This window comes from Chryseobacterium daecheongense, assembly GCA_027920525.1.
Lineage (GTDB): Bacteria > Bacteroidota > Bacteroidia > Flavobacteriales > Weeksellaceae > Chryseobacterium > Chryseobacterium proteolyticum.
In genome coordinates this window covers 4,087,859-4,111,125 of the sequence record CP115858.1, presented here as the reverse complement: position 1 = coordinate 4,111,125, position 23,267 = coordinate 4,087,859, and the positions used below count along the sequence as shown (strand labels likewise).

At 38.9% G+C, this 23,267-nt stretch carries 11 protein-coding genes, 2 tRNA genes and 2 rRNA genes; 9 read left to right on the top strand and 6 right to left on the bottom strand.

What is annotated here, in order from left to right:
• Nucleotides 1–71: 71 nt before the first annotated feature.
• The 6 genes from PFY10_18410 to PFY10_18385 form a co-directional block, all read right to left on the bottom strand.
• Nucleotides 72–2,826 (bottom strand): 23S ribosomal RNA (locus PFY10_18410).
• A gap of 172 nt (nucleotides 2,827–2,998) precedes the next feature.
• Nucleotides 2,999–3,072 (bottom strand) — tRNA-Ala (locus tag PFY10_18405).
• Nucleotides 3,073–3,157: 85 nt separating this feature from the next.
• Nucleotides 3,158–3,231, bottom strand: a tRNA-Ile gene (locus PFY10_18400).
• A 214-nt stretch (nucleotides 3,232–3,445) separates the two neighbouring features.
• Nucleotides 3,446–4,962: ribosomal RNA gene (locus tag PFY10_18395) — 16S ribosomal RNA — on the bottom strand.
• The 16S and 23S rRNA genes sit together here with 2 tRNA genes alongside, the layout of an rRNA operon.
• A gap of 588 nt (nucleotides 4,963–5,550) precedes the next feature.
• Nucleotides 5,551–6,465 (bottom strand): metallophosphoesterase, encoded by a 915-nt coding sequence (locus PFY10_18390; protein ID WBV56172.1) that lies wholly within the window; start codon nucleotides 6,463–6,465, stop codon nucleotides 5,551–5,553.
• Nucleotides 6,466–6,758: 293 nt separating this feature from the next.
• Nucleotides 6,759–9,626, bottom strand: a complete 2,868-nt coding sequence (locus tag PFY10_18385) for an insulinase family protein (GenBank protein WBV56171.1) — start codon at nucleotides 9,624–9,626, stop codon at nucleotides 6,759–6,761.
• Nucleotides 9,627–9,908: 282 nt separating this feature from the next.
• On the opposite strand from PFY10_18385, the gene PFY10_18380 reads away from it, so the two are divergent.
• From PFY10_18380 to PFY10_18340, 9 genes are all read left to right on the top strand, one after another.
• Entirely contained in the window at nucleotides 9,909–11,234 is a 1,326-nt protein-coding gene (locus PFY10_18380; GenBank protein ID WBV56170.1) for a sigma-54 dependent transcriptional regulator, read from the top strand.
• A gap of 442 nt (nucleotides 11,235–11,676) precedes the next feature.
• On the top strand, nucleotides 11,677–13,371 hold the full coding sequence (gene kdpA, locus PFY10_18375) for a potassium-transporting ATPase subunit KdpA (GenBank protein ID WBV56169.1): 1,695 nt from the start codon (nucleotides 11,677–11,679) through the stop codon (nucleotides 13,369–13,371).
• Between the two features lie 179 nt (nucleotides 13,372–13,550).
• A complete protein-coding gene (gene kdpB / locus PFY10_18370; GenBank protein ID WBV56168.1) occupies nucleotides 13,551–15,590 on the top strand; it encodes a potassium-transporting ATPase subunit KdpB in 2,040 nt (679 codons plus the stop codon).
• A gap of 11 nt (nucleotides 15,591–15,601) precedes the next feature.
• Nucleotides 15,602–16,159: a potassium-transporting ATPase subunit KdpC gene (gene kdpC / locus PFY10_18365; GenBank protein ID WBV56167.1), complete on the top strand. Its 558-nt coding sequence runs from the start codon at nucleotides 15,602–15,604 to the stop codon at nucleotides 16,157–16,159.
• A 233-nt stretch (nucleotides 16,160–16,392) separates the two neighbouring features.
• A complete protein-coding gene (locus PFY10_18360; GenBank protein WBV56166.1) occupies nucleotides 16,393–17,763 on the top strand; it encodes an outer membrane beta-barrel protein in 1,371 nt (456 codons plus the stop codon).
• Nucleotides 17,764–17,789: 26 nt separating this feature from the next.
• Nucleotides 17,790–18,875 carry a porin gene (locus tag PFY10_18355; protein WBV56165.1) on the top strand — a complete coding sequence of 362 codons (1,086 nt, stop codon included), beginning with the start codon at nucleotides 17,790–17,792 and terminating at the stop codon, nucleotides 18,873–18,875.
• Nucleotides 18,876–18,932: 57 nt separating this feature from the next.
• On the top strand, nucleotides 18,933–20,042 hold the full coding sequence (locus PFY10_18350; protein WBV56164.1) for a sensor protein KdpD: 1,110 nt from the start codon (nucleotides 18,933–18,935) through the stop codon (nucleotides 20,040–20,042).
• 5 nt (nucleotides 20,043–20,047) lie between these two features.
• Nucleotides 20,048–21,763, top strand: coding sequence for an ATP-binding protein (locus tag PFY10_18345; protein ID WBV56163.1), 1,716 nt, complete (start codon nucleotides 20,048–20,050; stop codon nucleotides 21,761–21,763).
• Between the two features lie 616 nt (nucleotides 21,764–22,379).
• On the top strand, nucleotides 22,380–23,267 hold the full coding sequence (locus PFY10_18340) for a hypothetical protein (protein WBV56162.1): 888 nt from the start codon (nucleotides 22,380–22,382) through the stop codon (nucleotides 23,265–23,267).

Below are 23,267 nucleotides of genomic sequence, written 5' to 3'. Positions count from 1 at the left end.
TTATCGGTAAATTTCATCACAAAGGCAAAACCAGTATTGCACTTATAAGACTTGAATTAGTGTAACCTATAGGCTATAAATCTACGGGTAATTAGTACTACTCGGCTATGCTGTTACCAACTTTACACCTGTAGCCTATCAACGTGGTCATCTCCCACGACCCTTAAAAGATGTCTCATCTTGAGGCGAGTTTCGCACTTATATGCTTTCAGTGCTTATCTCTTCCAAACATAGCTACTCAGCGGTGCACCTGGCGGTACAACTGATACACCAGAGGTTTGTTCAATTCGGTCCTCTCGTACTAGAATCAAGCCCTCTCAAACATCTAACGCCCGCAATAGATAGAGACCGAACTGTCTCACGACGTTCTGAACCCAGCTCGCGTGCCACTTTAATGGGCGAACAGCCCAACCCTTGGGACCTTCTCCAGCCCCAGGATGTGACGAGCCGACATCGAGGTGCCGAACCTCCCCGTCGATGTGAGCTCTTGGGGGAGACTAGCCTGTTATCCCCGGAGTACCTTTTATCCTATGAGCGATGGCCCTTCCATACGGAACCACCGGATCACTATGTCCTGCTTTCGCACCTGATCGACTTGTAGGTCTCACAGTCAAGCACCCTTATGCCATTACACTCTACGCACGGTTACCAAGCGTGCTGAGGGTACCTTTGAAAGCCTCCGTTACTCTTTTGGAGGCGACCACCCCAGTCAAACTACCCACCACGCAATGTCCTTCCTAAAGGAAGTTAGGCTCCAAGTAAGTAAAGGGTGGTATTTCAACGTTGACTCCACAAACACTAGCGTGCCTGCTTCATAGTCTCCCACCTATCCTACACATTACTTACTCAAAGTCAATACGAAGTTATAGTAAAGGTTCACAGGGTCTTTTCGTCCCATTGCGGGTAATCGGCATCTTCACCGATACTACAATTTCACCGAGCTCGTGGCTGAGACAGTGCCCAGATCGTTACACCATTCGTGCAGGTCGGAACTTACCCGACAAGGAATTTCGCTACCTTAGGACCGTTATAGTTACGGCCGCCGTTTACTGGGGCTTCAGTCAAACGCTTCGCTTACGCTAACGCCCTTCCTTAACCTTCCAGCACCGGGCAGGTGTCAGACCCTATACAGCATCTTTCGATTTAGCAGAGTCCTGTGTTTTTGATAAACAGTCGCCTGGGCCTCTTCACTGCGGCCACCATTGCTGATGGCGTCTCTTCTTCCGAAGTTACGAGACTATTTTGCCTAGTTCCTTAGCCACGACTCACTCGAGCACCTTAGGATTCTCTCCTCGACTACCTGTGTCGGTTTTGGTACGGGTTGCTTCACTTCGGCTTTTCTTGGAAGCACTTTCCCTGCAGCAGCTTCGCCCGAAGGCTAGGCCTTGACTATTCCGTCAGTCTCCAGCAGGTACGGCACTCCGTCCCCTTTTTAGTGTGAGCAAGTATGGGAATATTAACCCATTGTCCATCCACTACCCCTTTCGGGTTCGCGTTAGGTCCCGACTAACCCTCAGCTGATTAGCATGGCTGAGGAAACCTTAGTCTTTCGGTGAGGGGGTTTCTCGCCCCCTTTATCGTTACTTATGCCTACATTTTCTTTTCTGTCCGCTCCACAATACCTCACGATACTGCTTCGGCGCAAACAGAATGCTCCCCTACCAGATGTACAATGTACAAATCCATAGCTTCGGTAATATGTTTATGCCCGATTATTATCCATGCCGGACCGCTCGACTAGTGAGCTGTTACGCACTCTTTAAATGAATGGCTGCTTCCAAGCCAACATCCTAGCTGTCAATGCAGTCCAACCGCGTTGCTTCAACTTAACATATATTTGGGGACCTTAGCTGTTGGTCTGGGTTCTTTCCCTCTCGGACATGGACCTTAGCACCCATGCCCTCACTGCTGATCAACATTTATTAGCATTCGGAGTTTGTCAGGAATTGGTAGGCGGTGAAACCCCCGCATCCAATCAGTAGCTCTACCTCTAATAAACTTATAATCAACGCTGCACCTAAATGCATTTCGGGGAGTACGAGCTATCTCCCAGTTTGATTGGCCTTTCACCCCTACCCACAGGTCATCCGAAGACTTTTCAACGTCAACCGGTTCGGTCCTCCACTCTGTGTTACCAGAGCTTCAACCTGCCCATGGGTAGATCACAAGGTTTCGCGTCTAATCCTACTAACTATCCGCCCTATTCAGACTCGCTTTCGCTCCGGCTCCGGACCTGAAGTCCTTAACCTCGCTAGTAAAATTAACTCGTAGGCTCATTATGCAAAAGGCACGCCGTCACCCAACTTGTGGGCTCCGACCGCTTGTAGGCGTACGGTTTCAGGTTCTATTTCACCCTTCTATTCGAAGTGCTTTTCACCTTTCCTTCACAGTACTTGTTCACTATCGGTCTTTCAGGAGTATTTAGCCTTGGAGGATGGTCCCCCCATATTCAGACAGGATTTCACGTGTCCCGCCCTACTCATTTATCATCTATATATACCTTTCGAATACCGGGCTATCACCGTCTATGGCCGCACTTTCCAGTACGTTCTTCTAAATATATAAAGACTTTTGGGCTAATCCGCTTTCGCTCGCCACTACTTACGGAATCTCTTCGATTTCTTTTCCTCCGGGTACTTAGATGTTTCAGTTCTCCGGGTTTGCTCCTCTTACGAGGTAATACATCTTCAATGTATTGGGTTGCCCCATTCGGACATCTGCGGATCAATTCGTGTGTGCCAATCCCCGCAGCTTTTCGCAGCTTACCACGTCCTTCGTCGCCTCTGAAAGCCTAGGCATCCGCCATACGCCCTTAACGATTTCTTTCCTATTTTTAGGTTACTCAAGCACTTATAAGTGCTCGGTTTTCTCTTTGTGATGTCTTTACCGTTAATGTCAATGATCTTTATTTCTTCTGTATTAATGTAAAACGTATTCATGTATCAATGACGGCTCTCGTCATGAGGTTTACATGCTTCTTTTTTACATATACAAACTGTGGAGAATAAGGGAGTCGAACCCTTGACCTCCTGCGTGCAAGGCAGGCGCTCTAGCCAGCTGAGCTAATTCCCCTCTAGTAGACTTCAGATATCAGATCCTAGATCTCAGACTTAATGTCTCATGTCTTATATCTGATCTCTTCCCGTCTTATAATTAGTAGTCTCGGGCAGGCTCGAACTGCCGACCTCTACATTATCAGTGTAGCGCTCTAACCAGCTGAGCTACGAGACTGTCTTGTTAGACTTGCAGATTCAAGATCCCAGATATCAGACTTACATGGTCTTTCTTCTTCTATCTTTCCTCTTGTCTCTCTTCCCTTTACTAATTTCTAGTGGGTGTTGTATTTTTTTATATATCAACCAAATAAAAAACTAAAGCTTCTCTTTAAGTAAGTACATGGTACACTTAAGTACCTTTATTTTGTTTAACGTTCTTCAACGCTCTAAAATGAGATGTTCCAGCCGCACCTTCCGGTACGGCTACCTTGTTACGACTTAGCCCTAGTTACCTGTTTTACCCTAGGCAGCTCCTGTTACGGTCACCGACTTCAGGTACCCCAGACTTCCATGGCTTGACGGGCGGTGTGTACAAGGCCCGGGAACGTATTCACCGCGCCATGGCTGATGCGCGATTACTAGCGATTCCAGCTTCATAGAGTCGAGTTGCAGACTCCAATCCGAACTGAGACCAGCTTTCGAGATTAGCATCCAGTCGCCTGGTAGCAGCCCTCTGTACTGGCCATTGTATTACGTGTGTGGCCCAAGGCGTAAGGGCCGTGATGATTTGACGTCATCCCCACCTTCCTCTCTACTTGCGTAGGCAGTCTCACTAGAGTCCCCAACTGAATGATGGCAACTAGTGACAGGGGTTGCGCTCGTTGCAGGACTTAACCTAACACCTCACGGCACGAGCTGACGACAACCATGCAGCACCTTGAAAAATGTCCGAAGAAAAGCCTATTTCTAAGCCTGTCATTTCCCATTTAAGCCTTGGTAAGGTTCCTCGCGTATCATCGAATTAAACCACATAATCCACCGCTTGTGCGGGCCCCCGTCAATTCCTTTGAGTTTCAAACTTGCGTTCGTACTCCCCAGGTGGCTAACTTATCACTTTCGCTTAGTCTCTGAATCCGAAAACCCAAAAACGAGTTAGCATCGTTTACGGCGTGGACTACCAGGGTATCTAATCCTGTTCGCTCCCCACGCTTTCGTCCATCAGCGTCAGTTAAGACATGGTAACCTGCCTTCGCAATTGGTGTTCTAAGTAATATCTATGCATTTCACCGCTACACTACTTATTCCAGCTACCTCTACCTTACTCAAGACCCGCAGTATCAATGGCAGTTTCATAGTTAAGCTATGAGATTTCACCACTGACTTACGAGTCCGCCTACGGACCCTTTAAACCCAATAAATCCGGATAACGCTTGCACCCTCCGTATTACCGCGGCTGCTGGCACGGAGTTAGCCGGTGCTTATTCGTATAGTACCTTCAGCTACCCTCACGAGGGTAGGTTTATCCCTATACAAAAGAAGTTTACAACCCATAGGGCCGTCATCCTTCACGCGGGATGGCTGGATCAGGCTCTCACCCATTGTCCAATATTCCTCACTGCTGCCTCCCGTAGGAGTCTGGTCCGTGTCTCAGTACCAGTGTGGGGGATCACCCTCTCAGGCCCCCTAAAGATCATTGACTTGGTGAGCCGTTACCTCACCAACTATCTAATCTTGCGCGTGCCCATCTCTATCCACCGGAGTTTTCAATATCAAATGATGCCATCTAATATATTATGGGGTATTAATCTTCCTTTCGAAAGGCTATCCCCCTGATAAAGGTAGGTTGCACACGTGTTCCGCACCCGTGCGCCGCTCTCTAGATCCCGAAAGATCTATACCGCTCGGCTTGCATGTGTTAGGCCTCCCGCTAGCGTTCATCCTGAGCCAGGATCAAACTCTCCATTGTATGTTTGTCTGACTCACTCAAAGTTTTGACGCTTTAGTTTTTCCTTACTTGGTTGTTATATTGTATTTCAATGATCTCTCTTCTTCCGCTTTTCTCTAAAGCTTTTTTTCTGTCGTTTTTGCTTTAGATTTGCGAGTGCAAAAGTAATTAATGTTTTTGAACTGACCAAATGTTTTTGAAGAAAATTTTAAAGTTTTTTCTGTAACCTTAATCCATCTCTAACACTTATCTCAATTTTACTCCGCGCTCCCTTAATTGGGACTGCAAAGATACAAACTATTCTCAATTTTCAAAATAAATTATTATTTATTTTTTTAAATCTTTCGTTTATAATTACCCTCTTCTGCGCTACCTACTATCTCTCGTTTTCAGTGGGGCAAAAGTATAAACTTTAATGATACCGGCCAAGCTTTTGATAAACTTTTTTAACATAATATTCATAACTCATTGACTACCGGAGACAAAACTTTTAATTGGCATTGCGAAAATTAAAAATAATAAGACAATCCAGATTTCAGAATGTTTATAAAGTACTGTAAAAACAGAGACTGACTTAAAAAGCCAGTCTCTGTTTACATTATATATATATTAATAATGATGAATTATGTATTCATTCTCAAATGAGCCGTCATCATAAAATTTTAATATAGCATATCCCGGTGGTGTTTCCTGATAATAGAAAGGTTTCGCGGAACGCTTATCACCTTCCCCCCACCAAAATCCTGACATAGCTCCGTTACAGAAATAATATACATCATTATACCATGCTCTGTCGAGGAGATGCTGATGACCACTAAGACAGCCTTTCACTTTATCTTTATGCTTATAAAACAAGTCTTTCAATGCATTATGGTCTTTATGCTGCCCTCCTTCCCAGAATCCTGTAACCGTAAGTATAGGATAATGCGACATAATTAATGCATATTCTCCCTGCGGAATATTTTCTAATTGTTGTTTCAGCCAGTTCATTTGTTCAGGATCAAGGGTAATACTAGAGTTATTGCCATCCAACATTATAAAATGCCATTTCTCTTTTTTAGCACTGTAATAACGCTTAGGCATTTTAAGCCTTTTGGCCGCATAGGGAACTCCATGCATTTCATCTGATTTTTCACCTGCCCACCAGATGTCATGATTTCCGACGCAACTATACATATCATAGTCTGCAATTTCCTTCATACAGTTATCCCAGGCATTCCACTGGTCATATACTTCCTGACGGGTAGAGTTTTCCCGGTCCACAGCCATAATGGAGTCTCCTGTGTTAAGGAAGAAATCTACTTTCCTGTTTTTGATTTCTTTAAGACATTTTACAAACCGCTCCATTATTTTAGGATCTGCCGGTAAGTGTACGTCTGTAATGTGAGCTACCGTAAACAGCAGTTTCTTTTTTTTGCTTATATCATCCTTCGGAGCTTCGGCCAGCAAGCTGGCTGCAGGTCCTCCCAGAAGTACCCCTGAAATGGCAAGCGGAATATTTGTCAAAAATTTTCTTCTTTTCATAGTCAATGTTTCTCTGATACCAGCGTTGTATATAATTTTATCTTCAAAGACAATACAGCAACAGTTCCATATACAGAATACCAATAATATTTCGGTGGACAAATTTGACTCAATATTTACAAATAAAAATTTCTTACATATTATAAAATTGTTAAGCTCCCATTAATTTTTTACTGCAGTGTTCAATAATGCAGAAAAAAGCATAGCTTATATTTTTAATCAAAGATTATGAAATATTAAACCCCGAATTTCTTCGGGGTTTAATATGATTAGTATATTATATATATTAATATCTAATGTCCAAAAATATCTTTTAAACTGACTTCTTTAAAACTCCCCATTTTATTGACAGCGTCCATATCAAGATTTTCTTTTTTGCCAAGAATAGCTGTATTAAAACGCAAGGGTTTTATTTCTGTCCGGTAAAATTCTTTTATCCCGTTAAAATCCAACTTTTGAATTTCCTCATACATATCTTCTCTGAAATCATGACTAATTCCGATTTTCTTTAATCTTAATGTATTAAAGAAAATGTTCGTTCTGGTAATTCTCGTAGAAGCGATCTGTTTCAGAGCTGTACTTTTTGCATTTTCAAATTGGATGGGCACTTCAGGGAGTTCATTCATCAGTTCAGACATCGTATCTACGGCAATCTGTAGCTTATCAGGCTGTGTCCCAATATATGTCGTTACATAATCCGGGTGTCCGGATTCTGAATTTGCAGCATAAGAAACGTATGCTGAATAGGCTAAGCTCTTGCTCTCCCGGATCTCCTGAAATACAATGGAAGACAATCCCCTTCCAAAATATTCGTTGAAAACGTTAATCTTACCCAAGTTAGCAGTATTGATATTGTGCCCTCTCCCGATTTTGCTCATTTCAACCTGTACCATATCATAATTGATGAAATTCACTTTCCCATCGGTTTCAGGCTCTGGATATTTCTTAGGCTCCGGAATTTCAAGGCTTGAAACCTCAACATAATTGTCAATATACGTTTTGAAATTCTCCAGATTTTTTCCATAAAAGAATATCTGGTATGGAAACGCAAATATTCTTTTCATCCTGTCCGTAAATATTTTAACTTCACTGTTTTGAAGTTCCTCTTTAGAAATCACATCTGTAAACCTGGAAAATTCGCCCAACTTGGTGTAATTCGTTAGAGCTGTCATGATCCGGTTTTTATCTTTTTTCATCGCTTCACGGTTTTCAAGAACTGTTTCTACAAACTGTTTGTAGATTTCCTGCTCCGGCTTTACGTTATACATCCAATGTTGAAGAAGGCGAATTCCTTTTTCAATGTTTTCCTCCAAACCGCTCAATGAAATCGTTAACTGATCATTGGTCGTTTTAAAATCATTACTCACACCAATTTTAAAGAACTCTTTCTTCAGATCTTCAGGAGCATAATCTTCAGTTCCCAAATATTGTAGCAGCTGCGTTGATATTGCCAGATCACGATCATGATCACTTCCAAGTGGGAAAATGAAATAGACCTGTGCTATATCGTTATATTTGTTTTTGACAAAGCTAAGTTTCTTATCCTTAACCTGTCCGGTTATGATCTCTTTATCATAATCAATAAATTCAGGTTGAATATCTTCCGTTTTTTCCGCTAAAATCTGTTTTAAAAATTCCGATTGAGCATCTCTGTTAATTTTAATCGGTGTAATTCCGGGGTTTTCAACCCTGATCAGCTTGTCATTAACTCCTTTTTCCTTATTTATCAGAACATAATTGTCCTTAAAAAAATCATTGGCAAAATGAATAACATCCTGTTTTGTGAATGAAGCATATACATCCATTTCATTAAGCTCCTCTTCCCAGGTTCTTCCTTTTATATAGGTATCATAGAGATTGGTAGCCAAACCATCAGCGGTTTCAAGAGCCTTCATTCTCTGAAGTTTGAAATCATTGATGATGGCAGGAAGCATCCAATCCGGAAATTCTCCTCTTTTGATCAGTTCTATCTGCTCCAAAACCATATCCTTTGCATCTTTCAAAGATTGGGTTTCTTTAGGAACAGCCACAATTGAAAAATATCCATATTGCTTTAATCCTACTGAAAATGCCTGTGCCCATAACATCCGTTGGGTCTGATTAATATTAAGGTCCAGTAATCCGGCTTCTCCCCTGTTACTCATAATATTTGCAGTAATATCTGCCAACATAGCTTCCCGGGATCCATAGCTATCCGTTCTCCAGGCCATCTGAACCCTCGGTGTGGTAGGACTTTTTACAGTTCTTTCTACAATTCCCCGGAGAGGCTGTTCTACCACCGGAGTTTTCTTTGGTAATTCTTTATAAGGAATTGTTCCGAAATATTGATCTATAAGCTGAATCGTACGTTCATAGTCAAGATCACCAACCATGACCATGGCATAGTTATTAGGAACATAATATTCATCGAAATATTTGTGAATCGCCTTCATGGAAGGATTTTTCAAATGTTCGGCTTTTCCCAGAGTTGTTTGTTGGCCATTGGCATGGGTAGGAAAAAGAGCATCCATCAGTTCATAATTTACTAACCTAGAGTCATTATCCTGCGCCCGGTTAAATTCTTCGTATACTGATTCCAGCTCGGTATGAAAAAGGCGTAACACAATTTCTGAAAATCGCTCTTTTTCAACTTTCAGCCATTTCTCAAGCTCGTTACTGGGAATGTTGTTTTTATAAACCGTCTCATCAAACCACGTATGAGCATTAGTTCCGCTTGCTCCCAATGATGAGATCACTTTATCATATTCATTCGCTATAGCATATTGACTGGCGTCCTGGGATACCTCATCTATTTTTTTATAGATTTCTTTCTTCTTTTCAGGATCTGCCTCTGCCTTATGTTGTTCGTACAATTCTGAAATCTGATCTAACAAAACCTTTTCTTTTTCCCAGTTTTGGGTTCCGATTCCTGAGGTTCCTTTAAACATCATATGCTCCAGATAATGGGCAAGCCCTGTATTATCAGAAGGATCATTGTTACTTCCGGTTCTTACGGGAATATAGGTCTGAATCCTTGGCGAATCAAAATTCTGGGCAAGAAATACTTTTAATCCGTTTTTAAGGGTATAGATTCTGACTCCGTTTTCATCGTGAGTAATGGTTATATATTCGTAGTTGTTTTTATCAGTATGAATTGTTTCCTTGTATCTTTTGTCCGTCATATGTAAATTCATTTTCATTCATTAAAATAGAATGCTTTACAAATGTAAGGAATACTAAAAGAAAGCATATTACTTTTATAATTATTACATCTATGATGGCAATTCAAAAAGTGGAATTGCTGAATTGCCAATTTGCCGAATTGAAAAGGCTATTTATTACCCACCAGGATCATATGGTACTTTATCCAATAGTACATTTTACAATAAATAAAATCTCTCACATTCGGTTTGTATCTGTAAGTTTGATTAAGTTTGCATCAGGTTTTACCTAAAATTTATACCATGTCCGGAAATATTCTGATCATCGATGATGAGCTTAAACTTCTCAAACTTTTGGGAATGATTCTTTCTCAGGAAGATTTTAATGTTAAAGAAGCGTCTACTGCCCGTTCTGCCATGACGATGCTTGAGCAATACGAATTTGATGTTGTTTTAAGCGATGTCCGGCTTCCGGATGCATTTGGAGTTGAGCTTGTAAAATCCATTAAAACAAAATATCCGCATCAGGAAGTTATTCTTATGACTGCCTTCGGAAATATTACGGATGCTGTTCAGGCAATGAAAAACGGCGCCTACGATTACCTGGTAAAAGGGGATGATAATGATAAAATTATTCCTTTGGTGTATAAAGCACTGGATAAAGTAAGGGATAATAAATCTAAAATTGTCCAGAAGAAGGATTCACAAAAAGGATTTAATCAGATCATCGGTCATTCACCTGCCATCCTGGAGGCTAAAAAATTAGCGGAAAGGGTTGCTCTAACGGATGCTACAGTACTTTTAACAGGGGAAACCGGAACAGGAAAGGAAGTCTTTGCCAACGCTATCCATGAAGGAAGTGAGAGAAAGAAAAATAATTTTGTTGCCATCAACTGTTCTGCATTCAGCAAAGAAATTCTTGAAAGCGAACTTTTTGGCCATAAACAAGGTTCATTTACGGGAGCGGTAAAAGACAAAAAGGGTTTGGTAGAAGAAGCTAATGGCGGGACTTTATTTTTAGATGAAATCGGAGAAATGCCTATAGAGCTTCAAGCTAAATTACTCCGTGTTCTTGAAACCCATGAATTCATTAAAATGGGTGAAACCAAGGTTTCGAAGTCAGATTTCAGGTTGATCGCTGCTACAAACAGAAACCTGGAAGAAGAAATAAAACAAGGAAACTTTAGAGAAGACCTGTATTTCAGATTGAATGTCTTTGAGATTAGCCTACCTCCTCTTCGTGAAAGGAAAGAAGACTTAAAAATTCTTGCAAAGAATTTTATTGATATGTTCTCTCATAAATTGCACCTCAACGCTGTACAGGTGTCTCCTGAGTACTATAAAACACTGGAAAAAAATGACTGGAAAGGGAACATCCGCGAATTGCGAAATACGGTAGAAAGAAGTTTGATATTAATGAACGAGAATATTCTGAATGCTGAGAGCCTTCCGCACTACTCAGAAAAAGTGACCGGTGATAAGGATTCTTTAAGCATCCGTTCCCTAGAAAAAGAACATATACAAAAAGTTTTACATTATACTAAAGGAAACAAAGCCGAGGCTGCAAGACTTCTGGAAATCGGTATTGCCACATTATACCGCAAGCTGGAAGAATACGGATTACGATAAAACCGAGCCTATCATTTTAATAAAGAGCCTATCATTTTGATAGGCTTTTTTGTTTTCAACACCTTTTCAGAATACCAATAAAACACTGTAATACAAAACATTAAAATAAAAAACAAAAGAATGGATTCTTTTTTGGCATTAAGGATAACATAATAAATATTTTAAAATGACTATTTCAAAAAAAACATTCAAAACACGGCGTCATTCGAAGTTCAGCTTCCTGATCGTGTCTTATGTACTGTTTACCCTTTTAACCTTAATTATGATAAGATGATGTTGATAATTTTATTAGTCCTGAGCGCCATTTTATTTTGGCTATTGTATAAGTCCGTTGAATTTTTTGATAAAATATAAAGCTATGTGGAGTTTGTTTTTTCTTTCAATACTGGCCTTCGTGTATATCTGCTATGTTCTTATAAAACCAGAAAAATTTTAATCTATCATGAACACAGAAATTTTAGGCATCATAGCGATGTTTGTTATCACATTGGTAATAGGAATATTTTTAGGAAAATATATTGCTAATGTTTATGGCCATAAAAAAACTTTTTTGGATCTTGTTTTTCAGCCCATTGAAAAATTAATTTATAAAATATCCGGAATTAACCCTAACCGTCAAATGACATGGAAGCAAAATATGTTTGCCATGTTGAGTATCAATCTGGTTTGGTTGATTATTGGATTTTTCATTTTACTCAATCAATCCTGGCTTCCTTTAAATCCCGACGGAAACCCTAATATGTCTCCCGATCTTGCTTTTAATACGGCAATATCATTTTTAGTCAACTGTAACCTTCAGCATTATTCAGGGGAAACGGGTGTCAGTTATTTAAGCCAGCTGTATTTAATGTTTCTTCAATTTGTAACTGCTGCAACCGGAATGGCTGCTATGGCCGTACTTTTCAAAGCATTTAAAGAAAAGACAACAACAGAATTGGGAAACTTCTTTGATTTTTTTACTAAATCCATGATCAGAATCCTGATCCCAATAAGTATTGTTGTTGCTCTGATTCTTTCTGCCAACGGAAGTCCGATGACTTTTGAAGGAAAAGATCACATCACTACTCTGGAAGGACAAAAAGTTGATATCTCCAGGGGTCCCGCTGCGGCTTTTATTGCCATCAAGCATTTGGGAACGAATGGTGGAGGCTTCTTTGGAACCAATTCGGCACATCCTCTTGAAAATCCTAATTACTTAACTAATATGACAGAAATGGTCACTCAGATGATCATTCCATTCGCTTTAGTATTCGCATTGGGATTTTATTTAAAAAAGAAAAGACTTTCATGGACGATATTTTCAGTAATGACCATAGGCTTTCTGGCATTGGCCACTCCTACCATCTTAAATGAAATCCATGGAAATCCACTGATCACACAGATGGGTGCTGATCATCAGCTAGGTGCAATGGAGGGCAAAGAAATACGTTTTGGAAGTGCTGCTTCGGGATATTGGAGTATTGCTACAACTGTTATTTCTACAGGCTCAGTCAATGCAATGCACGACAGTATGATGCCTCTTTCAGGAATGAATCAGCTTCTTGCTATGATGATCAACTGTTTTTACGGAGGTTGTGGTGTCGGAATTTTAAACTATTTCATTTTTATTATTCTGGCTGTGTTCATTAGTGGATTAATGGTGGGAAGAACACCCGAGTTTTTGGGTAAAAAAATCGAAGCCAAAGAAATGAAAATTGCGATGATTGTGGCTTTATTTCACCCGTTTTTAATTCTTGTGGGAACAGCATTAACGGCTTATTTCCCTGAGTTCGGAGCCAAAACGCTGAATAACCCGGGATTCCATGGCTTCAGTGAAATGCTATATGAATTCACTTCTTCATCTGCCAACAACGGATCAGGGTTTGAAGGATTAGGCGATAATACTCCATGGTGGAATATCTCTACAGGAATAGTACTGCTGCTTTCAAGGTTTATACCTATTATCGGTCCTATCGCAATTGCAGGATACCTGGCTCAGAAGAAATATATCCCTGAAAGTGCCGGTACTTTAAAAACAGATACTGCAACTTTCGGATTTATGACTCTCGCGGTGATACTTCTGATAGCAGCATTATCTTTCTTCCCTGCATTGACACTGGGACCTATTGCAGAGCAAATCCAGTATTTTTCTAAATAAACGTGAACACTACCAAGTAAAAATCAACAGTACCATTAAGGATCTGAAATCAAGGAAATTCAAACTAGTCTGATATCATAGAAACATTCACTTGAATAATATTATCCATACCTCACCTTATTATTTTAACCAACCTTAATGGTTCCTCTTGATTAACAATTATATAATTCTTTTCAACAATGAAAAATCAATCACAAACATTATTTCAAAAAGATTTGGTCAATGAGGCTATCAAACAGTCTTTCGTAAAGCTGAATCCGAAAATTATGTTTAAAAATCCAGTGATGTTTCTGGTAGAAGTCGGAACCGTCGTTATGCTCATCGTAAGCTTATTCAGCTTAACGGGTGATAAAACACAGGGTAGCTTCTTATATAATTTTTTAGTATTTATCATTTTATTCTTCACCGTATTGTTTGCCAACTTTGCTGAAGCCATTGCTGAGGCAAGAGGAAAAGCCCAGGCTGATACCCTTCGAAAAACACGTGAAGAAACTCCTGCTAAACTAATTGTTGACAACAAGCCCGGATTTCAGGTAGACACTACATTAAAAATGTCTGCTGAAATGAAGTTAGGAGATATCTTCCTTTGTGAAGCTGGTGACCAGATTCCTATGGATGGTGAAATCATCGAAGGGCTCGCAACAATTGATGAGTCAGCCATTACTGGGGAAAGTGCCCCGGTCATTCGTGAAGCAGGTGGTGATAAAAGCTCTGTAACCGGAGGTACCAAAGTACTTTCAGACCGTATCAAAGTGAAAGTAACCACAAAACCCGGTGAATCTTTTCTTGATAAAATGATTGCCCTTGTTGAGGGTGCATCCAGACAAAAAACACCTAATGAAATCGCATTAACCATACTTTTAGCCGGGTTCACCCTTACTTTTATAATCGTTACCCTTACTTTAAAACCCTTTGCAGACTATGCGCAAACCCCAATTACTATTGCGGCATTTATATCCCTTTTCGTTTGTTTGATCCCGACAACAATTGGAGGTTTGCTTTCTGCAATCGGTATCGCCGGGATGGACCGAGCTTTAAGAGCAAATGTGATTACCAAAAGTGGTAAAGCTGTAGAAACAGCCGGAGATATTGACGTTCTGCTTCTGGATAAAACAGGTACCATCACCATTGGGAACCGTAAAGCAACCCAATTTCATCCTGCCAATAACATACGACTTGATGAGTTTATTAAAGCGGCAGCTTTAAGTTCTGTAGCGGATGAAACACCGGAAGGGAAATCAATTATTGAACTGAGTGAACTACAGCCTCAGGACCTGATTGTCTCCAGCCCAACTTATATCGATTTTACGGCAGAGACAAGGACGTCAGGGATTGATTTCGAAGATACACGTATCCGAAAAGGAGCTTACGATACGATTAAAAAATTAACTGAAAAAGCAGGAAATATCTTTCCTCAGGAAACTCAGGATGCAACCACTAAAATTTCTGAAAACGGAGGAACTCCGTTGGTGGTGTCGGTTAACGAGAAAGTATGGGGAGTAATTGAACTACAGGATATCATTAAAACAGGAATCCAGGAACGTTTTCAGCGTTTAAGAAAAATGGGTGTAAAAACCGTAATGGTAACCGGAGATAATCCTTTAACGGCCAAGTTTATTGCAGAAAAGGCAGGTGTTGATGATTTTATCGCTGAAGCTAAACCTGAGGATAAAATGAACTACATCAAAAAAGAACAGCAGTCCGGAAAACTGGTTGCGATGATGGGAGATGGAACGAATGATGCACCGGCTTTAGCTCAGGCAGATGTAGGTGTTGCAATGAACAGTGGGACACAAGCAGCGAAAGAAGCCGGAAACATGGTAGATCTTGATAATGACCCTACGAAGCTGATTGAAATTGTAGAGATCGGAAAACAATTATTGATGACCCGTGGAACTCTTACCACTTTCAGCATTGCGAACGATGTGGCTAAATATTTTGCTATTATCCCTGCATTATTCATCACTTTTATTCCAGCTCTTCAGAAGTTGAATATCATGAATCTTCATAGCCCTGAATCTGCGATATTATCTGCGATCATTTTCAATGCGGTTATCATTCCTGCACTAATTCCATTGGCATTGAAAGGTGTGGCTTATAAACCCATTGGTGCGAGTGCATTGCTCAGAAGAAATCTTTTGATCTATGGTTTAGGAGGTGTAATCGTTCCATTCATCGGAATAAAACTTATTGATCTGTTTATCAGTTTATTCTTTTAAAATTTAAAACAATGAAAATTTATTTTATTTCAGCATTAAAATTAACATTCGTCATGCTGGTTTGTACTGGCTTTTATTTACTTTTTGTATTGATAGGTTCAAAATTACTTCCTACACAGGGAAATGCAGAAACCATTACTTATCGGGACCAGAAGTTCTACGCTAATATCGGACAGGAGTTCAAGTCGCCAAAATATTTTCACAGCCGTCCATCCGCAGCTAATTATAATGCAGCGGGGAGCGCCGGAAGCAATAAAGGACCAGGTAATAAAGAGTATCTGGAAACAGTTCAAAAGAGAATCGATACTTTAAAAATGCAGAATCCTGAAATGAAAGATACAGAAGTACCTGTAGAGCTTGTTACCGCCAGTGGAAGCGGGTTGGATCCTGATATTTCAGAAGCAGGAGCTCTTTACCAGGTAAAAAGAGTGGCAAAAGAAAGAAATCTTTCTGAGGCCAGAATTGAAAGTCTTGTTAAAACAAATACTGAAAAACCCCTATTGGGACTTTTTGGACCTTCAAAAGTCAACGTACTGAAGCTTAACATTGCTTTAGATAAATTACAATAGAAACAGATCTCCTTTACATTAAAATTTAGTAATCAAAAGAGAACCTCAGCTTATAATGAATTCTGTAATCTAAAATTCTAACTAAACGGATATCAAAGTTTCCATTACGAAAAGATTTAGTTTCTATATCATAAAAATATTCCTATCGTTTACAGAATTCATTTTTTTAACCCCCTTTTATAGTGGAAAGCCTTTTCCACCATTACTGCAACACATTATTATCAATATTTATAATGAAATCAAAAACTTTTCATGCAGCATGTTTCTTAGGACTTACTGCTTTGAGCCAAATCAACGGCCAGGAAATAAAAAAAGATTCCCTTCTTGGCAAACCCAAAGATTCATTAATCACAAAAACGGAATCCAGAACTCCTTTTGATGGATATGACCTGACGTGGATCAACGGTCAGAATCGTCAAACCGATTTTCCTTTAACCCTAAAAGACAAAGATGGAGAAACTATACTTACAGGTGTAACCTATGTGGACGCTTATTACAATTATGATTTTAACCGCCCAAAAGATAACACACACACTATTTCCTCAGCTATAGGACGTTCTAATGAAGTGACCATTAATATGGCTAGTATTGGTTTAGAGACCAATTATAAGAATGTAATCGGCCGTTTATGGTTACAATACGGACAAATGGGCTCTATCGTTCAGGATCTTGATGGAACTGTAAATCACGGTAAAAATACGAGCGTAGGTAATTTAAAATATATCCGTGAAGCAGCAGCAGGTTATCACTTTAATGTAATGCACGGCTTGAATGTGGAAGCCGGAATTTTCATGAGCTATATCGGTTTGGAAAGTTATGTACTGGGAGAAAACTGGAACTACCAGAGAAGTTTGGTGTGCGATTTTACCCCTTTCTATTTTCAGGGAGCAAGAATTCAGGCTTATCCTTCAAAAAAATTCAAAACTGAGATCTGGGTTCTCAATGGATGGCAAACTTACAATTCCTGGAATACGGGGCTTGGTTTAGGGGTTTCCAATTATTATCGTCCTACAGAGAATCTACAGCTGGTAGCTAATTTTTATCTTAACGGAAAAGATACAAGAAACAACCCTGGAGTTCGCCGTTTTCACCACGACCACAGTATTGTAGCCAGATACTATAAAAATAAAGAAAGCAAAGGCTTATCACAGGCAGCATTCAGTATCAATAACCATTACGGGTTTCAAAGTGGAGGCGGTATAAAGGCCAGGGACAATTATATGATTGGTACTTCTGTTGCTAACAGACTCTGGTTTCACCATAATAAAATTGCTTTAACTTTAAGAGCGGATGCGGTTTCGAATCCGGGAGCTTATTTAGCATTTTCACCTTCTCCTGTTGCTCAGAATGATTTCAACGATGCAATTGCATCAGGAGAAAAACTTAAAATGTTTCAGGGAACAGCAACAGTAGATATCATGCCTAATCAGTTTGTGACCTTCAGATTAGAATATGGCTTCAGAAAAAGCAATATCCCCTATTTTGCCGGAAGAGAAGGAACAACCAGTCCGGATGGATGGATAGATACTCCTATAGAATCATGGAGACCGGATCTGAGAAAGTCTGACAGCAGATTTACACTCGCTGTAATGTTCAGATTGTAATAATATCATTTAACTATTAAAACCACATGAAAAAATATATTGTTGTTGGAATACTATTAGGATTTTTTTTTCCGAAAGCACAATCTTCAGATTCAATGAAACTGAGTCCTAAAGTAAAATTTTCTGCTTATGCAGAACTGTTTTACACTTATGATTTCAATGAACCCAGTAATCATCTTCGCCAAAATTTCTTGTATTCCTACAACAGACATAACGAAGTAAATCTTAACTTAGGTTTGGTAAAAGCTTCTTACGAAAGTGATCATCTCCGTGCCAATTTTGCCTTGATGGCGGGAACTTATGCACAAGATAATATGGCAGCAGAACAGAACGCCTTACGTTATGTAAATGAAGCAAATATTGGAATTAAAATTTCAAAAAATAAAAATTTATGGATCGATGCGGGGATAATGCCTTCTCATATCGGATGGGAAAGCGCAATAGGAAAAGACAACATCAATCTGACCAGAAGTCTGGCCGCTGAAAACTCCCCTTATTTTGAAACCGGTGCCAAAATTTCTTACACTTCAGATAGTGGAAAATGGTTTTTAAGCGGATTGATATTGAACGGATGGCAGAGGATAGCGAAGCCGGAGGGAAATCAAACCATTTCTTTCGGACATCAGCTAACCTTCAAACCTAATGATAAAATAACACTAAACAGCAGTTCATTTATAGGAAATGATAAGCCAAAAGACGATAAAAGAATGCGATACTTCCATGACCTACATGGGATTTTCCAGGTGACAGAACAGTTTTCTACCGTAATAGGTTTTGATATCGGTGCGGAACAGAAATCAAAAGGAAGTGAGCAATATAATATCTGGTATACTCCCAATGTCCTCATGAAATATCAGCTTGACAATAAGTGGACCTTAGGTGGAAGATTAGAATATTATAATGATAAAAACGGGGTCATTATCAATACAAAAACACCAAACGGATTTCAAACCTTTGGGTATTCTGTGAATGTTGATTATGCCATTTTAAAAAACGTCCTCTTCCGTACAGAAGCCAGAGGCTTTACCTCTAAGGATGCGATCTTTGTAAAGAATAATGAAATGCAACAAGGTAATTTTTTCATTACAGCAAGCCTTGCAGCCTGGTTTTAATAATATCATTTAATCACATAAAAAGTGTTTAAAATCAAATTAAAAAGAATAAAATCAATGTCTTCAGCAAAACAATTTTTAGAACTGATTCAAAAATCCAAAAAGGGAAAATTCAAGATCTATATTGGAATGAGTGCAGGCGTGGGAAAAACCTTCCGAATGCTTCAGGAAGCTCATGCCCTGTTACGAAATGGTATTGATGTAAAGATTGGTTATATTGAGACCCACGGTCGGGAAGAAACCGTGGCATTGGTTGATGGCATTCCTGAAATAGCAAGAAGATCTGTCTTCTACAAGGGTAAAAATCTTGAAGAAATGGATCTTCAGGCTATTATTAATGAGCATCCGGAGGTAGTTCTTGTCGATGAGCTGGCTCATACAAATGTTGAAGGTTCAAAAAATAAGAAAAGATGGCAGGACGTCCTTGAAATTCTTGATAATGGGATCAATGTGATCAGCGCAATGAACATCCAGCATATTGAGAGCCTAAATGAAGAGGTAAAAAAGATTACCGGTGTGGAGGTTACTGAGCGTGTTCCGGATAAAGTTCTAGCCCTTGCTGATGAAGTTGTGAATATAGATCTAACGGCTGATGAGCTTCTCACGCGGTTGAAAGAAGGAAAGATCTATAAAAAAGATAAAATTCAGACAGCACTGAACAATTTCTTTCAAAGCGGACATATTCTTCAGCTCCGGGAACTTTCCTTAAAAGAAGTTGCTACCCACGTTGAACGAAAGGTAGAAACGGAAATTAAAACTGAAAACTTTAAGCCTATAAAATTCCTCGCCTGCATAAGCAGTAATGAGAAAATTGCCAAAAATATTATCCGGAAAACAGCACGTCTGGCAAGTTATTACAACAGTCCGTGGACAGTGTTATATGTACAGAAACCTTCGGAAAATCCGGAAAAAATAGCTCTAAATAAGCAACGATATTTAATTAATAATTTTAATTTAGCACAGGAAATGGGGGCTAAAGTAATCAGGATAAAGGAAAACAGCGTTCATAAAGGGATTCTGGATTATGTGATCCAGCATAATATTACAACGGTTTGCATTGGAAAACCACATTCTCATTTCTGGCAAAGAATTTCGGGATATAGCTGGATTTATACCTTAATGAACCGATTGAACGAACGACAGATAGACATTATCATTTTATCTTAAGAGTAATGAAACTTAAAACTAAACTCACATTAGGCGTTGGTCTTTTATTTTTACTGATTGTTTTACTGTCAGTGATCGGTTCTGTGTACATCAATAAACTAAAATCAGACACCGAGAAAATCCTTACAGCCAATTACAACAGCCTTGAGTATTCTAAAAATATGCTGATTGCCCTGGACAGAATGAGCACAGACAGCGTTGTTTCCGTCAGAGATTTTGAAAAAAATAATGCACTACAGGAACATAACCTTTCAGAAATCGGCGAAAAAGAAATCACTCAGAATCTGAAGATCCACTTCAGCAGTTATCTGAAGCAACCTGATTACAAAAAAGAAAAGCTTATCCGTGAAGATTTAGTAAAGATCATGTCTCTGAACATGAAAGGAATTGAGCGTAAAAGTGACATTGCTATTGTTACTGCTGAACGCGCCACATTCTGGATCGTAAGTTTAGGAACCGTATGTTTTCTTATCGCTTTTATCCTCTTATTTAATTTGCCACAGACTATTGCTGAACCCATCAACCAACTGACCTTCAGCATCAAGCAGATCGCCAATAAAAATTATAATGAAAGGGTTCATTTTAAAGGAAGTGAAGAATTCAATGATCTGGCCAACTCTTTCAATATCATGGCAGAGAAATTACAGGAATACGAAAGCAGCACCCTTTCCACACAGCTGATGGATAAAAAGCGGATCGAAACATTGGTTAATAATATGCATGACGCTGTCATCGGCCTTGATGAAAATCATTACATCTACATGATCAATGATGAAGCTTTAAAAATCACCAACCTTCGTAAGGAAGAAATTATTGGTAAAACAGCTCATGAAGTTGCTGTAAACAATGATCTGATCAGGGAGCTGCTTAAAAATATGGACCATCCTGTAAAAGATCCGATCAAAATTGTCTCTGATAATAAGGAGAACTATTTCGAACAGGAAATTGTTCCCATTAATATTGCCAAAACAGGCGAAAAGGAAAAAAAATATATCGGAAAGGTAATCCTTCTCCGGAATATCACCCCTTTCAAAGAGCTGGATTTTGCAAAAACCAATTTTATAGCAACGATTTCCCATGAGTTAAAAACCCCGATTGCGGCTATAAAAATGGGGGTTCAGCTTTTAGGGAATCAGAAATTCGGAGAACTTAATGATCAACAACAAGAATTATTGAAAAGCATCAACGATGACGGGCAAAGGCTCCTTGATATTACAGGTGAGCTTTTAAATCTGTCGCAGGTGGAAACCGGAAATATCCGTCTGAATATCAAAAGCTGCTCACCGAAAGAAATTGTTGCTACCGCTATTAAAAATGTTGAAAAACTAGCGGAACAAAAGAATATTTCTATCAGCACCGACTTTCTCACAAGTGAAGAAGATCTTGTTTCCGCAGATTTTGATAAAACCGTTTGGGTGATGAATAACTTCCTGAGTAACGCCATTAAACATTCTTTTCAGGATGAAAACATCCGGATACTCGTGGAGAAGTCTGAAGCAATGATCTTATTTAGCATCACAGACACAGGAAGCGGAATTGATGAAAAATACCACCGCCAGATTTTCGACCGCTACTTTCAGGTACCGGGAGAACATCAGAACGGAACCGGCCTAGGGCTGGCCATTTCGAAAAACTTTATTGAAAAACAACATGGTGAAATTGGAGTAAAAAGTGCACCCAACCAAGGAAGTACTTTTTATTTTGGGTTGCCGGTGGCTTAGATTAAAATTTTAGGATAAGATTTCATAAATTTGGTTGTTATAATTTAACAGCCAAATTTAGCATATCAAGTAAGGTGATAATGAAAGAAATCCATTTTTATTCAAATAAGATTAAAAGCTTATTTCTACTCATTGTTTCAATTGGTTTTTGTTTACTACTTAGTCAATTTTATAGAAAGTTAGGAAATGACGGCTTAGGTAAAATTATTCTATTTTACCTTGGGTTCACTATCTTCATTTTTTCATCCATTCTTTCAATACTGTTATTATTAAGAACAAAACCATTGCTTACTATTACTGATGCGGAGGTCATAATTCATAACCTATTAAGAAAATCTGTTTCAGTAAAATTTGAAGAAATTTCAAAATTTCTCGTATCCGACACAAGATACCGTGGAATTAAAACAACTGAACATATTTATATTGTTATGAAATATTCAAAAAAAGAACCATCGAAAGTATTTTCGGGCTATTTTAATGTCGAACATATGATACAAACTGATAATTTGAATATTAAAACAAATAAATTACTAGAAATATTAAATAAAAAATTGAAGTCTTACCAAGTATAAAGTAATTTCAAAATTGTAATATATTAATAAAAAACTAACTACTAATGATTCCAGAAAATCTTATTGAGTTTTTATACTGGGTAAAAGAAAATACCGAGACTCTATGGAGTGAAGACCTTGAGACTTCAGGCTGTGAAGAATGGATTCATGGTGCTAAATGGATACCATTAACTGATCAGCAAATTGATGAAGTTGAGAAAAAGTATTCAATACAATTTACTCCCGAACATAAAGAGTTCTTACGAATTTTACATACCATTGACAAAAAAGAAAAAATTGAATATACTGAAGATGGTGAAGATGATGCAGAAACATTGATTGAGGAAAACTCACTTTTTTATAATTGGCTGCAAGATGATGATGAAATTAAGAAAATGCTAGAGTGGCCTTATCGTACAATTTGTGAAGATGTAATTGGCAAAAATCAGGTTTGGCTTAAATCATGGGGAAAGCGCCCCTCAGAAAAAGAGGAAAGAAAAAAAACATTCACGGATTGGTATAATGAAGCACCCAAATTAGTTCCAATGCACAGACATCGGTTTGTAGTTGGTGATGGCTCTTTTATGCACAACCCTGTTTTATCGATATGGGGCTCTGACATAATTGTTTATGGATGGAATTTAAGAACCTATTTACTTAATGAATTGAAATATCACTTAGATATTTATGAAACAGTCTACGATGAAACTGAAAAAGAGAATGTAATCAGTTTCATTCCACAAGTCAAAACAATATTTGAAGAAGATTATATTTTTGATGAGAATAAACACATCCCTTTTTGGGAAGAACTTATTTTACTTTGGACTTCAGGCTGGTCCTCCTTTGGTTTAAAATTTCCTGGTCAAGATGATTCTAGTGTATTTCCCATAATGAGAACTTATATTCCTGAAGATGGAGAAAATCAACAAAAGACCTTTGACGATTTTAAATAA

Coding starts and splice junctions, on each gene's coding strand:
- kdpC (WBV56167.1), top strand. CDS start 15,602: ATGAAAATTTATTTTATTTCAGCATTAAAATTAACATTCGTCATGCTG.
- kdpA (WBV56169.1), top strand. CDS start 11,677: ATGAACACAGAAATTTTAGGCATCATAGCGATGTTTGTTATCACATTG.
- PFY10_18385 (WBV56171.1), bottom strand. CDS start 9,626: ATGACGGACAAAAGATACAAGGAAACAATTCATACTGATAAAAACAAC.
- PFY10_18350 (WBV56164.1), top strand. CDS start 18,933: ATGTCTTCAGCAAAACAATTTTTAGAACTGATTCAAAAATCCAAAAAG.
- PFY10_18340 (WBV56162.1), top strand. CDS start 22,380: ATGATTCCAGAAAATCTTATTGAGTTTTTATACTGGGTAAAAGAAAAT.
- PFY10_18345 (WBV56163.1), top strand. CDS start 20,048: ATGAAACTTAAAACTAAACTCACATTAGGCGTTGGTCTTTTATTTTTA.
- PFY10_18360 (WBV56166.1), top strand. CDS start 16,393: ATGAAATCAAAAACTTTTCATGCAGCATGTTTCTTAGGACTTACTGCT.
- kdpB (WBV56168.1), top strand. CDS start 13,551: ATGAAAAATCAATCACAAACATTATTTCAAAAAGATTTGGTCAATGAG.
- PFY10_18355 (WBV56165.1), top strand. CDS start 17,790: ATGAAAAAATATATTGTTGTTGGAATACTATTAGGATTTTTTTTTCCG.
- PFY10_18380 (WBV56170.1), top strand. CDS start 9,909: ATGTCCGGAAATATTCTGATCATCGATGATGAGCTTAAACTTCTCAAA.
- PFY10_18390 (WBV56172.1), bottom strand. CDS start 6,465: ATGAAAAGAAGAAAATTTTTGACAAATATTCCGCTTGCCATTTCAGGG.